This window comes from Streptomyces sp. SAT1 (assembly GCF_001654495.1).
GTDB classification, from domain to species: domain Bacteria; phylum Actinomycetota; class Actinomycetes; order Streptomycetales; family Streptomycetaceae; genus Streptomyces; species Streptomyces andamanensis.
The window spans coordinates 6,585,955-6,600,641 of record NZ_CP015849.1 but is presented as its reverse complement, the minus strand read 5'-3'; the positions used below and the strand labels follow the sequence as shown (position 1 = coordinate 6,600,641).

At 75.6% G+C, this 14,687-nt stretch carries 2 protein-coding genes and 1 pseudogene; all 3 read right to left on the bottom strand.

Annotation, left to right across the window (positions count from 1 at the left end; all coding sequences use genetic code 11):
* Positions 1-11: 11 nt before the first annotated feature.
* The 3 genes and pseudogenes from A8713_RS34465 to A8713_RS34455 all read right to left on the bottom strand — a co-directional run bounded on the left by A8713_RS34465 (position 12) and on the right by A8713_RS34455 (position 14,514).
* A complete protein-coding gene (locus A8713_RS34465; protein ID WP_237305475.1) occupies positions 12-5,465 on the bottom strand; it encodes a type I polyketide synthase in 5,454 nt (1,817 codons plus the stop codon).
* A gap of 122 nt (positions 5,466-5,587) precedes the next feature.
* A pseudogene (locus A8713_RS34460) lies at positions 5,588-11,083 on the bottom strand (SDR family NAD(P)-dependent oxidoreductase); the annotation flags it as partial.
* Entirely contained in the window at positions 10,966-14,514 is a 3,549-nt protein-coding gene (locus A8713_RS34455; protein ID WP_237305474.1) for a type I polyketide synthase, read from the bottom strand. The pseudogene A8713_RS34460 and the gene A8713_RS34455, both read right to left, overlap by 118 nt.
* Positions 14,515-14,687 lie beyond the last annotated feature (173 nt).

Here is a 14,687-nt window from a genome sequence, read left to right as displayed (position 1 = left end):
CCAGCTCTCTCTCAGGCGTTGCCGAAGTCGTTGTCGAGCAGGGCGAACAACTCGTCCGCTGTCGCCGTTTCCGTCGCCGTGGCGGTGTCGTCCACCGGTGCGGGCGGTGGTGCCTCGCCGTCCGGCGCGCCGGTGCGCCGATCCCAGCCGCGCAGCAGCTCGTTCAGCCGTTCGCCGACCCCGTCGGTGCCGGCCGCTCGGGGCGGGACGGCCGCGAGGAGCGCGGCCAGCCGGTCCAGCTCGGCCAGCAGCGGCGAGGGCGGTTCGGGCGCGGCGGACAGCTCCGCGTCCAGGTATCCGGCGAGCGCCTCGGGCGTCGGGTGGTCGAAGACGGCCGTCGGCGGGACGGCCAGGCCGGTGGCCTCACACAGCGCGTTCCTGAACCGCACCGCGAGCATCGAGTCGAAGCCGACCTCGGAGAAGGAGCGTTCGGGGCGCACCGGACCGGCTCCGCGATGACCGAGGACCGCGGCCGCGTGCCGGATGACCAGGTCGAGCAGCGCTTGACGGCGTGCCTGCCGGTCCAGCGGGGCCAGCCGGGCGGCCAGTCGCGCGGCGGGGGTGCCGTCGTCGTCGCCCGCGGCCTCCGCCGTCTCCTCGGCCGCCTCGGCCTCCTCGACCTGTTCGGCCTCCTCGACCGGCATGCCGGTGGCGGCCGCGACGGCCGTCCGGCCCGGTGTGGGCAGCCAGTACCGGTCGCGCTGGAAGGGGTACGTCGGCAGCGGGAAGGGAGGCGGGCCGCCCGGCCCGGGGGCCCCCGTCCAGGGCGACCAGTCCACCGGGCCGCCGCCGGCCGCCCACGCCTCGGTCAGTGAGGCCAGCAGCCGGTCCCGGCCACCGTCGCCGCGCCGCAGCGTACCGACCGCCGACACCTCCCGCCCGGCCTCCGCGGCCACCGCCTCGATCCCGGCGAGCAGCACCGGGTGTGGGCTGACCTCGACGAACAGGGTGTGACCGGCGTCCAGCAGGGTGCGGGTCGCACCGGCGAAGTCGACCGGCTCGCGCAGGTTGCGGTACCAGTAGGCGGCGTCGAGCGATTCTCCGGCGACGGGTCCGCCGGTCACCGTCGAGTAGAGCGGGACGGCCGAGGCGCGGGGCCGTATCCCGGTGAGGGCTTGGCGCAGTTCGTCCTCGATCTCGGCGACCTGGGCCGAGTGGGCCGCGTAGTCGACCGGGATCGCCTTGGCCCGTACGCCTTCCCGGGCGCAGACCGCGAGCAGGGCGGTCAGCTCCTCGGGCTCCCCGGCGACGACCACGGCTCCGGGGCCGTTCACCGCGGCCACGCACACGCGTCCGCCGGGGGGCAGCAGACTCGTGGTCCGCTCGGTGGAGGCGGCGACCGACACCATGCCGCCGCGTCCCGCCAGCCTCAGCAGCGCCCGGCTGCGCAGCGCCACCACGAGGGCCGCGTCGTCGAGCGACAGTGCTCCGGCGACGCAGGCGGCGGCGATCTCGCCCTGGCTGTGCCCGACGACCGCGTCCGGGGTGACCCCGGTGTCGCGCCAGTGCGCGGCCAGCGCGACCAGCACGGCGAAGAGCACCGGCTGGACGACGTCCACGCGGTCGAGTGCCGGTGCGCCGGGCGTGCCGCGCAGGACCTCGGTCAGGGACCAGTCGGTGTGCGGGGCGAGCGCCCGTTCGCAGGCGGCGACGGCGGTGGCGAACGCCTCGGAGGTGTCGAGCGCCGCCACGGCCATGCCGGCCCACTGCGAGCCCTGGCCGGGGAAGACGAAGACCGTGCGGCCGCCGCGCGCCCGGTCCTGCACGGCGTCGGGCGCGGGTTCTCCCGCCGCGAGCGCGTCCAGCCAGCCGAGGAGCGCGTCGCGGTCGCGGCCGGTGGCGGCCGCCCGGAAGGGCAGGGCGGGGCGGGTGGTGGCGAGCGCGCGGGCCGGTCCGGCGGCGCCCCCGCCGGGATCGGCCCGCAGGTGCTCGCCCAGTCGGCGCGCCTGCCGGCGCAGGGCCGCGGGGGTCATGGCGGAGAGCAGCCAGGGAACCGTGGTCCCGGTGTCCTCGGACGGTTCGCCGCATGTGCCGTGGGCCGGCCGGGCTTCGGCGGCGGGTGCTTCCTCCAGGATGGCGTGGGCGTTGGTGCCGCTCATGCCGAACGCGGAGACGCCGGCGCGGCGCGGCCGGCCGCCGTCCGGGGCGTCCCAGGGGCGGGCGTCCGCGAGCAGCCGTACCGCGCCGGCCGACCAGTCCACCCGGCTGGACGCCTGCTGTGCGTGCAGGGTGGCGGGGAGCACGCCGTTGCGCAGTGCGAGGACCGTCTTGATGACCCCGGCGACCCCGGCGGCGGCCTGGGTGTGCCCGATGTTCGACTTCAACGACCCCAGCCACAACGGCCGGTCGGCGGGCCGGTCCTGACCGTACGTGGCCAGCAGCGCCTGCGCCTCGATCGGGTCGCCGAGGACGGTGCCGGTGCCGTGCGCCTCGACCAGGTCGATGTCGGCGCCGGACAGCCCCGCCGTGGCCAGCGCGGTCCTGATCACCCGCTGCTGCGCGGGGCCGCTCGGGGCGGTGAGGCCGTTGCTGGCACCGTCCTGGTTCACCGCGGTGCCCCTTACGAGGGCGAGGACCGGATGCCCGAGGCGGCGCGCGTCAAAGAGGCGTTCCACGAGCAGTACGCCCACCCCTTCGCCCCAGCCCGTACCGTTGGCCCCTTCGGCGAAGGAGCGGCAGCGGCCGTCGGGCGACAGGCCCTGCTGACGGCTGAACTCGACGAAGACGTCCGGGCTCGCCATCACCGCGGCGCCGCCGACCAGGGCGAACGAGCAGTCGCCGGCGCGCAGTGCCTGGCCGGCCAGGTGCAGTGCCACCAGCGAGGACGAGCAGGCCGTTTCCACGGTCACGGCGGGGCCGCCGAGTCCGAGGGTGTAGGCGACGCGGCCGGAGGCGACGCTGGTGACCGTGCCGCTGAGGAGGTGCCCCTCGATCTCGTCGGACGGGTCCTGCGGGCCGGTGCCGTAGCCCTGGGCGGCGACGCCGACGTAGACGCCGCCGTCGCTGCCGCGTACCGACGTGGGATCGAGTCCCGCCCGTTCCAGCGCCTCCCAGCTGGTTTCGAGCAGCAGTCGCTGCTGCGGGTCCATGGCCAGTGCTTCACGCGGGGAGATGCCGAAGAACTCCGCGTCGAACTCGGCCGCCCCGTCCAGGAATCCGCCGCCGGTGGTGTAGAAGGTGCCCGGGTGCAGGGGGTCCGGGTCGTAGAGGGTGTCCAGCGGCCAGCCGCGGTCGGCGGGCAGCGCGGTGACCGCGTCCACTCCGTCGGCCACCAGCCGCCACAGGTCATCGGGTGAGCGGACGCCGCCCGGGAATCGGCAGGCCATCGAGACGATCGCCAGGGGCTCCACGTCCGCCGCGGGGCCGGCCGCGCCGCCGACGGCGGCTGAGGCTGCGGCTGCGGCTGCGGCTGCGGCTGCGGAGTCCGCCGCGGCCGTGCCGGTCGTGTCGGTCGTGCCCGTCGTGTCGGTCGCGCCGTCGGCGTTTCGCTCCGTGCCGTTCAGTTGGGCGAAGAGGTGCGCGGCGAGGGCCGCTGCCGTCGGGTGGTCGAAGACAGAGGTGAGCGCGAGCGGCAGAGCGGTGGCCGCGACCAGCCGGTTGCGGAGTTCGACGGCGGTGAGCGAGTCGAAGCCGACCTCGCGGAACGGGCGGTCGGCCGCGAATCCGGCGGCCGACTCGTGGCCCAGCACGGCGGCCGCTTCGCTCCGGACCAGTTCCGTCAGCAGTTTGCGGCCCTCGGGCTCGGACAGCCGGTGCAGCCGGTGCCGCCACGACGGTTCGCCGCCCGTACCGGGCCCGGACCCGGCGGCGGCCTCCGCCGCCCGGGACTCCGGGACGGCGGGCAGGCCGCGCAGCAGCGCGCTGTCCCGCACCGAACCGAAGGTGGGCACGAAGCGGCTCCGGTCCAGCTCGGCGACGACCGGTTCGCCCTCGTCCAGGGCCAGCGCCAGGCCGAGCGCGCAGAGCGCCGCCTCGGGAGCCATCGGCACCAGCCCATGGCGGCGCAGACCGTCGCCCACGGCGCCGGCGGCCATGCCCGCGCCGGCCCAGGGGCCCCAGGCCACCGAGGTCGCCGTCAGGCCCCGGCGGCGCCTCGCCGCGGCGAGGCCGTCCAGGTAGGCGTTGGCCGCCGCGTACGCGCCCTGGCCGCCGCTGCCCCAGGTGCCCGAGATCGAGGAGAACAGCACGAAGGCGTCCAGCGGGCAGTCTTCGAACAGGGCGTCGAGGTGGGCCGCGCCGCGTGTCTTGGCCGCCGTCCGCCGGGCCAGTTCCGCCGGTGTGCAGTCCATCAGCGCGGTGTCCGAGGTGAGTCCCGCGGTGTGCACCACGCCCCGCACGGTCTCGCCCGCGTCGCGCAGCCGCTCCAGGACCCGTTCCAGCGCGGCGCGGTCGGCGACGTCGCAGGCCAGGAGGGTGCTCCGGGTGCCGAGCGCCGCCAGAGCGCCGGTCAGCTCGTCGGCTCCGGGGGCCTCGGGGCCCCGTCGGCCGAGGAGGACGAGGTGTTCCGCCCCGCGCTCCGCGAGCCAGCGCGCCACCTGGGCACCGAGGCCGCCGGTGCCGCCGGTGACGAGGACCGTGCCGCGCGCCGTCCACGGTGCGGGCGCGGGTGCCGCGGGCTCCGGCGCGGGAACGAGGCGGCGGCCCAGCGGTACCGGCGCGCGTACGGCCACCTGGTCCTCGCCGTCCCGTCCGGCCAGTACCGCGCACAGCCCGTCCAGCGCGGGCCCGTCCAGCCGGTCCGGCAGGTCGACCAAGCCGCCCCAGCGCAACGGGTGCTCCAGTGCCGCCACCCGGCCAAGGCCCCACACCTGCGCCTGCTCGGGACGGATCTCCTCCGTGCCGTCAGCGGCCACCGCGCCGCGGGTGGCGCACCACAGGGGTGCGTCGATACCGCTGTCGCCCAGCGCCTGGAGCAGCAGCAAGGTCCCGGTCAGGCAGGCGTCGAGCGTCCGCAGGCCCGGGTGGGGGCCCTCGGCCAGGGACAGCAGGGACAGGACGCCCGCGAGTACGCCGAACTCCGGCAGCAGTGAGGCAAGTTCAGCGCGTTCGACGGCGTTCCCGACCCGGATCACGAGCACGTCGGCGCCGTGTCCGGCGAGGGCCTGTTCGCAGGCGAGCGCGGTGTCCTCGGCGCCGGGCCCGTCCGGGGTGACGAGCAGCCAGCGACCGGAGAGGCGGGGCTCCGCGGGCGCGGTGAGCGGCTCCCAGGCGATGCGGTAGCGCTGGGGGCCGGCGGGCACCGCGGTCGCGGTCCCCCGGCGGCGCCAGGCGGCGGGGGCCGGGTCCGGGGCGGCTTCCGGCCAGAAGCGCCTGCGCTGGAAGGCGTAGGTGGGCAGGTCGACCCGCCGCACGTCGGTGCCGCTCCAGCCCGCCGACCAGTCCACCGGTACGCCGCGCAGGTGCAGCGAGGCGAGTGCGGTGCGGACCGCCTCCGGCTCGCCGCGGCCGTCGCGCAGCAGCGGCACCGTCCCGGCGCCGCCGGGGCAGGAGCAGGGTCGGGGTCGGGGCCGGGATCGGGGTCGGAGAGACAGGCGTGGAGCATGCCGGACAGCACGCCGCCCGGTCCGATCTCGAGGTACGTCGTCGCGCCCTCGGCCCGCAGCCGGCGGGCCCCTTCCAGGAAGCGCACGGTGCCCCGGACGTGGCGTACCCAGTGGTCGGGTGAGCGGAGCTCCGCGGCCGTGGCCGTACGCCCGGTCAGGTTGGAGACGATCTCGATGCCGGGCGCGTGGTAGGTCAGCGACTCGGCCACGTCCCGGAACGCGTCGAGCATCCCGTCCGTCCGGGCGGAGTGGAACGCGTGGCTCACCTTCAGGCGCCGGGTCCGCCGTCCTCGGGAGCGGAACGCCCCGGCCAGGCGCCGTACCGCGTCCGCGTCACCGGACAGGACCACCGAGGCGGGTCCGTTGACGGCGGCGATGTCCACCCCGTCCCGGCCCGCTTCCCCCTCCGGGACGGGGTGCCCGGCGCGGTCGTCCAGCAGGGCCTGCCGCACTTCCTCCTCGGTGGCCTCCACCGCCACCATCGCCCCGCCCTCGGGCAGTTCGTCCATCAGCCGGCCCCGGGCCGCGACCAGCGCGCAGGCGTCGGGCAGGTCCAGCACGCCCGCCGCGTGGGCGGCGGCGAGTTCACCGATGGAGTGCCCCATCAGCAGGTCGGGCCGCACACCCCAGTGCCGTACGAGCCGGAACAGCGCCGTCTCCAGGGCGAACAGCGCGGGCTGGGTGTACCGGGTGCGGTCGAGCAGGTCCGCGCGGGGGGTTCCGGGCCCGGCGAACAGGATGTCGCGCAGGGGGAGGTCGAGGTGCGGGTCCAAGCCGGTCAGCACCTCGTCGAGGGCGTCGGCGAACACCGGGTCCTCACGGTAGAGCTCCGCACCCGCTCCGGCCCGCTGGCTGCCCTGTCCCGGGAAGAGGAAGGCGGTCCGGCCGGGGCGTACGGGACCGCCGGTGAGCAGCCGGCCCGCTGACCTGCCGTGCGCGAGTGCGGTGAGCGAGCGCCGGACGGCCGCCCGGCCCCGTCCCAGGACGACGGCCCGGTGTTCGAGCGGGGCACGTCCCGTGGCGAGCGAGTAGGCGACGTCCGGCAGTTCGAGGTCCGGGTCGGCATCGAGCCGGCTCACCAGCCGGCCGGCCTGTGCGCGCAGGGCCTCGGGTGTCCTGGCCGAGAGCAGCAACGGCACGGGCGGGCCGGTACGGCGGGCGGTGGGGGTGAGCGCGGGGGTGGCGGCGGCGGTGGTGTCCGAGGCGGGCACGTCCGGGGTGCCGGTACGGTCCGGGACGCCGGTACGGTCCGGAGCGGGCACGGCCGCTACGGCAGGCGCCTGCTCGATGATCACGTGTGCGTTGGTGCCGCTGATGCCGAACGACGACACGCCCGCCCGACGCGGACTCCCGGTCTCCGGCCACGGGGTGCGCGCGGTGAGCAGGCGGATGCCACCGCCGGACCAGTCGACGTGCGGGTTCGGCGTCCCGGCGTGCAGGGTTCCCGGCAGTTCGCCGTGGCGGATGGCCAGCACCATCTTCATCACCCCGGCCACCCCGGCCGCCGCCTGGGTGTGCCCGATGTTCGACTTCACCGAGCCGAGCCACAGCGGGCGGTCCGCCGGGCGCGCCGGTCCGTGGACGGCTTGGAGTGCCTGCGCTTCGATGGGATCGCCGAGCCTCGTCCCGGTGCCGTGGGCCTCGATCGCGTCGATCTGCTCGGCGCGCAGCGCGGCGTCGGCCAGGGCGGCGCGGATGACCTGCTGCTGGGACGGGCCGTTGGGGGCGGTGAGCCCGTTGCTGGCGCCGTCCTGGTTCACGGCGGTACCGCTGATCAGCGCGAGTACGGGATGGCCGTGGCGCAGGGCGTCGCTGTGGCGCTCCAGCAGCAGCACTCCGGCGCCCTCGCCCCAGCCCGTGCCGTCCGCCTCCGCCGAGAACGCCTTGCACCGTCCGTCGGCGGCGAGCCCGCGCTGACGGCTGAACTCCACGAAGAGCCGTGGGGTGCTCATCACCGTCACCCCGCCCGCGAGGGCCTGCTCGCAATCGCCGCGCCGCAGCGCCTGTACGGCCAGGTGGAGCGCCACCAGCGACGAGGAGCACGCGGTGTCGACGGTGAGCGAGGGCCCCCGGAGGCCGAGGACGTAGGACAGCCGCCCCGACAGCACGCTGGCCGTGTTGCCGGTCAGCAGATGGCCCTCGGACACTCCCTCGGCGCCCTCCAGCAGCGCCGAGTAGTCCTGGCCGTTGGTGCCGATGTAGACGCCGACCTGCCGGTCCTTCAGCGCGGTCGGGTCCTGTCCGGCGCCCTCGACCGCCTCCCAGGTGGTTTCCAGGAGCAGCCGCTGCTGCGGGTCCATGGCCAGGGCCTCGCGCGGCGAGATGCCGAAGAACTCCGCGTCGAACTCGGCGGCATCGTGCAGGAACCCGCCCTGCCTGGTGTACGTGGTGCCGGTGCGGTCGGGGTCCGGGTCGTACAGCCCCTCGGTGTCCCAGCCGCGGTTCGAGGGCCAGTCGCCGACGGCGTCGACGCCTTTCGAGACCAGGTGCCAGAAGTCCTCGGGCCGCGCGACTCCACCGGGGAAGCGGCAGCCCATGCCGACGACGGCGATCGGCTCGCTGCCGCCGGGCTCCGCCGCCCGGCTCGCCTCGGCGCCGGCGGAGCGGTCGGACCCGGCGGTGCCGCCCGCCGCGTCCGGCAGGTCCAGGTCCGCGAGCAGCCGCCCGGCCAGTGCCGACGGCGTGGGATGGTCGAACAGGACGGCGGCGGGCAGAGCCAGCCCGGTCACGGCGGCGAGCCGGTTGCGCAGCTCGACCGCCGTCAGCGAGTCGAAGCCGAGCGCGGAGAACGCCTTTCCGGGCTGGACCGCGTCGACGTCGGGGTGACGCAGGACCGTCGCCGCGTGGGTGCGTACCAGTTCGGTGAGCGCCCTGACCCGGTCCTCGTGGCCCGGCAGTACGGCGATCCGCCGCCGCAGGGCGTCGGCGGAGCCGCCGCCCTCCCGGGGCGCCGGCGGTGCGGTGGCGCCGGGGGCGGGCCGCGCGGCAGCCGGGTCCGGCATCCCGTCGAGCAGGGCGGCGGACCGCGGGCCCATGGCCGTGGTGAAGCGCCGCCAGTCGACATCGGCGACCACGACCAGCGCGTCGTCCTCCGCGAGTGCCCGGCCGATCGCGGTGACGGCCGTCTCGGGCTCCATCACCGGCATACCCGAGTCCCGCAGCCGCGCGGCGACGTCGTCCGCCAGCATGCCCGGTCCGGCCCAGGCTCCCCAGGCCACGGACGTGCCGGGCAGCCCGGCCGCCCGGCGGGCGGCGACGAGTGCGTCGACGGCGGCGTTGGCGGCCGCGTAGTTGCCCTGCCCGGCGTTGCCCACGACGCCCATCACCGACGAGAACACCACGAAGGCCGACAGGTCGAGACCCGCGGTGGCCTCGTGCAGGTTCCGTGCGGTGGTCAGTTTGGCGCGCAGCACCGCGGCGAGCCGTGCGGGGTCGAGCGCGTCGAGCACACCGTCGTCGAGGACGCCCGCCGCGTGGATGACGGCGGACAGCGGGTGTCGCGCCGGGATGTCGGCGACCAGCGCCGTCAGTGCGGCCGGGTCGGCGGCGTCGCAGGCCGCGAAGACCGCTTCGGCGCCCAGCGCCGCCAGTTCCGCCCGCAGCGCGTCCGCGCCGGGCGCGTCGGCGCCGCGACGGCTGACCAGCAGCAGCCGCTCCGCGCCCTGGCCCGCGAGCCAGCGGGCCGTGTGCGAGCCGACGCCACCGGTGCCGCCGGTGACGAGGACCGTCCCCCGCCAGCGTCGCGTACGCGCCCGGACGGCCGCGCCGTCCTGGCCCCCCTCGCGGACCTTCGGCGGCACGGACGGCGGGGCGGGCCGGAGGCGGCGCCCGTGGACCCCGGTGGAGCGCACCGCCACCTGTTCCTCATCGGCCGCGGCTCCCGCGAGCACCGCGCACAAGCGGCGGGCGGCCCGTGCGTCCAGCGCCTCGGGCAGGTCGATCAGACCGCCCCGGCGATGCGGGTGCTCCAGCGCCAGCGTCCGGCCCAGGGCGGCGGACGCGGCCTGACCGACGTGTCCGGGCCGCTCCGCGCCGCCGAGGACCGCCGTTCCCTTCGTCAGCGTCCAGAGCCGGGCGTCGACGGCCGTGTCCTCCAGCGCCTGGGCCAGCGCGAGGGTCAGTGCCGTACCGCCGGGCAGGTCCGGGTGTTCGGGATGGGGGCGCTCCTCCCAGGACAGCAGGGACAGCACGCCGGCGATCGGCTGCTCCCCGGCGGTCTTCGTGAGCAGCGCGGCCAGTTGTTCGCGGGTCGCGCCCGGATCGGCGACGACGCACGGGACGAGGTCGGCTCCGGCCTCGGCGAGGGCGTCCAGGACGGCCGCCGCGTCGTCGCCCTCGGGACGCAGGGCCAGCCAGCGACCGGCGAGGCCGTCCGCCGGCGCGACCGACAGGGGTGCCCAGGCAACGCGGTAGCGCCAGGATTCCGCCCGCCGTTCCCGGCTTCTGACGGTCCGCCAGCTCACCAGGGCCGGCAGGACTTCGTCCAGGGCCGCGCGGCCGACCCCGAGGGTTTCGGCGAGCCGGGCGGGGTCCTGTGACTCCAGATCGTCCCAGCGGTCCTCGGCGGGGGCGGCCGGGACGGCGGCGGGGGCCGTCAGCCAGTAGCGGCTGCGCTGGAAGGCGTACGTCGGCAACTCCACCCGCCGCGCCCCCGGGAACGCCCCCGACCAGTCCACCTCCAGACCCCGTTCCCACGCGCGGCCCACCGCACGCAGCACCTGCTCCAGGCCACCCTCCCCGCGCCGCAGCGTCCCCAGCACCGCCGCGTCCGCACCAGCCGCCTCCGCCGACTCCCCCACCGCCACACCCAGCACGGGGTGCGGACCGGCCTCAATGAAGACGCGGTGCCCGGCCGCGAGGAGCGAGCGGGTCGCCCGCTCGAACTCGACGGTCTCCCGCAGATTCCGGAACCAGTACCCGGCGTCCAGAGCGCCTGTGTCCAACAGGCCGCCCGTCACGCTCGAATAGAACGGCACCGCACCGGAAAGCGGCACGATGTCTGCCAGTTCAGCGAGCAACCGCTCCCGGATCTCCTCCACATGCGAGGAATGCGACGCGTAATCCACCTCGATCAACCGCGCCCGAACACCCTCCCCGACCAACCCCTCCACCAACGCCGCCACCGCGTCCGCGTCACCCGACACCACCGTCGAGGAAGGCCCGTTGACCGCCGCCACCGACAACCGGCCACCCCACGAGGCGATACGCTCCCGCACCACATCCACCGGCAACGGCACCGACGCCATACCACCGCGGCCCGCCAACGCCCCCACCGCACGAGAACGCAGAGCCACCACCCGCGCCCCGTCCTCCAGACTCAGACCACCCGCCACACACGCAGCCGCAATCTCCCCCTGCGAGTGACCCACCACCGCATCAGGAACCACACCGAACGAACCCCACACCCCCGCCAACGACACCATCACCGCCCACAACACCGGCTGCACCACATCAACCCGCGCCAGCAGCCGCTCCGAACCCAGCGCCTCCCCCAACGACCAATCCACATAAGGCGCCAGAGCCCGCCCGCACTCCGCCATCCGCCCGCGAACACCCCCGACTCACCCAACAGCCCCGCAGCCATCCCCACCCACTGCGAACCCTGACCCGGAAACACCAACACCGAACGACCGTCGACCAACCCGCCACCGGACACCAGCCCGGGTACCGGTGCCGAACGCCCTTCCGCCAGCGCCTTCACCCCACCGAGCAACTCACCGCGGTCCCCGCCCACCACCACGGCACGGTGCTCGAACGACGCACGCCCCGTCGCCAGCGAATAGCCCACGTCCGCCACATCAAGTCCGGGCTCCGCCGCCACCCGCGCCGCCAACGCCTCCGCCTGCGCCCGCAGTGCCTCCGCACTGCGCGCCGACACCGGCCACACGACCGTTCCAGGGCGCCGGGCATCCGCCGGTGTCCCGGCGGGGGCCTCGGCCAAGGCCTCGGTCGGAGCCTCGGACGGGGCAGCCTCCAAGATCACGTGAGCATTGGTACCGCTGATACCGAAGGAGGACACACCCGTCCGGCGCGGACGGCCCGTGTCGTCCCAGGCGCGGGCCTCCGTCAGCAGCCGGCCGGCCCCCGCCGACCAGTCCACCTCCGGCGTCGGACCGTCCACATGCAGCGTCTTCGGCATCACCCCGTGCCGCATCGCCAGCACCGACTTGATGACACCGCCCACGCCCGCCGCGGCCTGGGTATGGCCGATGTTGGACTTCAGCGAGCCGATCCACACCGGACGGTCACCGGGCCGGTCCTGGCCGTACGTCGCCAGCAACGCCTGAGCCTCGATCGGATCACCCAGCCTGGTCCCCGTACCGTGCGCCTCCACCACATCCACCTCGGACGCCGTCAGCCCCGCGTCCGCCAACGCCGCGCGGATCACCCGCCGCTGCGACGGACCACTGGGCGCCGTCAGGCCGTTGCTCGCACCGTCCTGGTTCGTCGCCGAACCACGGACGACGGCCAGCACCGGATGCCCGTGACGCCGGGCGTCCGACAACCGCTCCAGCAGCAGCATCCCCACACCCTCGGCCAGGCCGAAGCCGTCGGCGGCTGCCGCGAATGCCTTGCAGCGGCCGTCCGGTGCCAGACCGCCCTGACGGCTGAACTCCACGAGCATGCCGAGGGTGGACATCACGGTCGCGCCGCCCGCCAGCGCCAGCGAGCACTCCCCCGACCGCAGCGCCCGTACCGCGAGGTGCAGGGCCACCAGCGAGGACGAGCACGCCGTGTCCACGGTGACCGCCGCTCCCTCCAGACCGAGGGTGTAGGCCAGTCGGCCCGATGCGACGCTTCCGGTGTTGCCGGTCAGCAAGTGGCCGCCCTCGTCCGCGCCCTGTTCGAGAGGGGGGCCGTAGTCCATGGTCATCGCCCCGACGTAGACGCCCGTCGGGGTCCGCCGCAGGGTGGCGGGGCGGATACCGGCCCGTTCCAGCACTTCCCAGGCCGTCTCCAGCAGCAGCCGCTGCTGCGGGTCCATCGCCGCCGCCTCGCGCGGCGAGATGCCGAAGAACTCCGCGTCGAACTCGGCCGCACCGGCGAGCGAACCTGCCTCGCGCTGGTAGTACCGGCCCGGCGTGCCCGGTGCGGGGTCGTACCGTCCGGCGGTGTCCCAGCCGCGGTCCTCGGGCAGCGCGGACACGGCGTCGGCACCTGCCGAGACCAGCTCCCAGAGTTCGTCGGGGCTGCCGACGCCGCCGGGGTAGCGGCAGCCCATTCCGACGATCACCACGGGGTCGTCGTCCGCGGGCCGTCGCACCGGCTCGTCCGCGTCCGTGTTCCTCCTGTCGGGCCGGTCGCCGCCGATCTCGGCGCAGAGGTACGCGGTCAGGGCCTCCGGGGTCGGGCAGTCGAAGACGACCGTCGCCGGGATGCGCAGCGCCGTCGCCGCGCTCAGCCGGTTGCGCAGTTCCACGGCAGTGACGGAGTCGAATCCCAGGTCGAGGAAGGCCAGGCCGGCGGGGACAGGATCGGACCGTCCGGTCAGCGCGGCGATCTCCTCGCCCACCAGCCGGGCCAGCGCGGCACGCCGCTCCGGTACGTCCATCGCGGCCAGCTCCGCGCGGAACGCGGTGGCGGCCTCCCGGTCACCACCCGCGCCGTCCGGCCCGTCGGCGTTCGCCGGACCGTCCTGCGCGAGCGCCGCCAGGACAGCCGTCGGCAGTTCCCGCACCCGGGCGTGCTCCGCGGCGGACAGCGCTTCCCGTTCCGGGGTGACACCGCGCACGTACAGGTCACCGAGCGAGGTCAGGAACCGGCCCGGACCGTCCTGGTCCCGGCGCAGCGTTCCGAGGACGGCGGTCCGCGCGCGGTGTTCCTCCGCGCAGTCCGTCAGGGCGGAGGTCAGCACGGTGTGCGGGCTGACCTCCAGCAGGACGTCGTGGCCGTCCCGCAGCAGGGCGCCGGTCGCCTGATGGAACCTGACCGTGTTGCGCAGGTTGCGGCACCAGTAGTCGGCGTCCAGTACCGGGACGTCCAGTCGTCCGCCGGTCAGCGCGGAGTAGTAGGGCAGCTGCGGTGTGCGGGGCCGGATCGGTGCGAGGTCGGCGCTCATCCGGGGGATGATCGCGTCGATGTGGGGGGAATGGGCGGCCAGGCCCACGGCGATCCGCCGTGCGTGCACCGCCTCCGCGGCCAGGTCGGCGAGGAGTTCGGCCGCGGCGTCGCGGTCGCCGGAGACGATCACGGACCGCGGGCCGTTGTGCGCGGCGACGACGAGGCGGCCCTCCCAGCGGCGCAGCCGTGGCTCGACCTCGTCGGCCGGGGCCATGACGGAGACCATGTCGCCCTGCCCGGCCAGGGTCGCCTGGGCCTGGCTCCACAGAGCCACCACCCGCGCGGAGTCGTCCAGGGACAGCGCGCCGCAGACCGCGGCGGCGGTGACCTCGCCGACGCTGTGTCCGAGCACGGCGGCCGGTTCCACGCCGTGGGAGCGCCACAGCGCGGCGAGCGACACCGTCACGGCGAACAGCAGGGGCTGCACCACGTCGGCCCGGTCCCCGGCGGGCGCGCCCGGCGCGTCCGGGTCGCGGAGCACGTCGACGGGCGACCAGTCGACGAACGGTTCCAGGGCCTGCGCGCACGCGTCCATCCGGTCGCGGAACACCGTGAAGGTGTCCAGCAGGTCCACCGCCATCCGGGGCCATTGGGCGCCCTGTCCGGGGAACACGAAGGCGACCCGGCGGCCGGTTCCGGCGGCGCCCTCCACCAGGCCGGGCATGCTCCTGCCGTCGGCGAGCGCGTCCAGCCGCCGCAGGAACCCGTCACGGCCGTCCGCCACCAGTGCCGCCCGCCGGCTCCCCTCGGAAGCGGTGCGCGCGAGGGTGGACGCGATGTCCCGGGGGCTCCAGTCGTCACGGCCGGCCAGGTACGCGTGCAGGCCGCGCGCGCCGGCCGCCAGCGACTCCCTGCCACTGCCGGCCAGTGTCCACAGCAGCGGTGCTTCCGTACCGTCGGGGTGCGCCATCGTGTCTTCGGACTCCTTCACGGCGAGCAGGAACACCGGTCACCGGACCGTGGCGGGGTGTCCGCTCCCACGGGTCGCGCGTCGGCCGGGCGGCCTTCGTCGTGCCCGGCGTGCAGCGCCGCCGGACCTACCAGGCCGATCTTGCCCACGTCGTATAGCGGCCCGATATCGCA

Bases quoted from the DNA above. Each gene is read 5' to 3' on its own strand.
- A8713_RS34455 (WP_237305474.1), bottom strand. From the start codon at position 14,514: ATGGCGCACCCCGACGGTACGGAAGCACCGCTGCTGTGGACACTGGCC.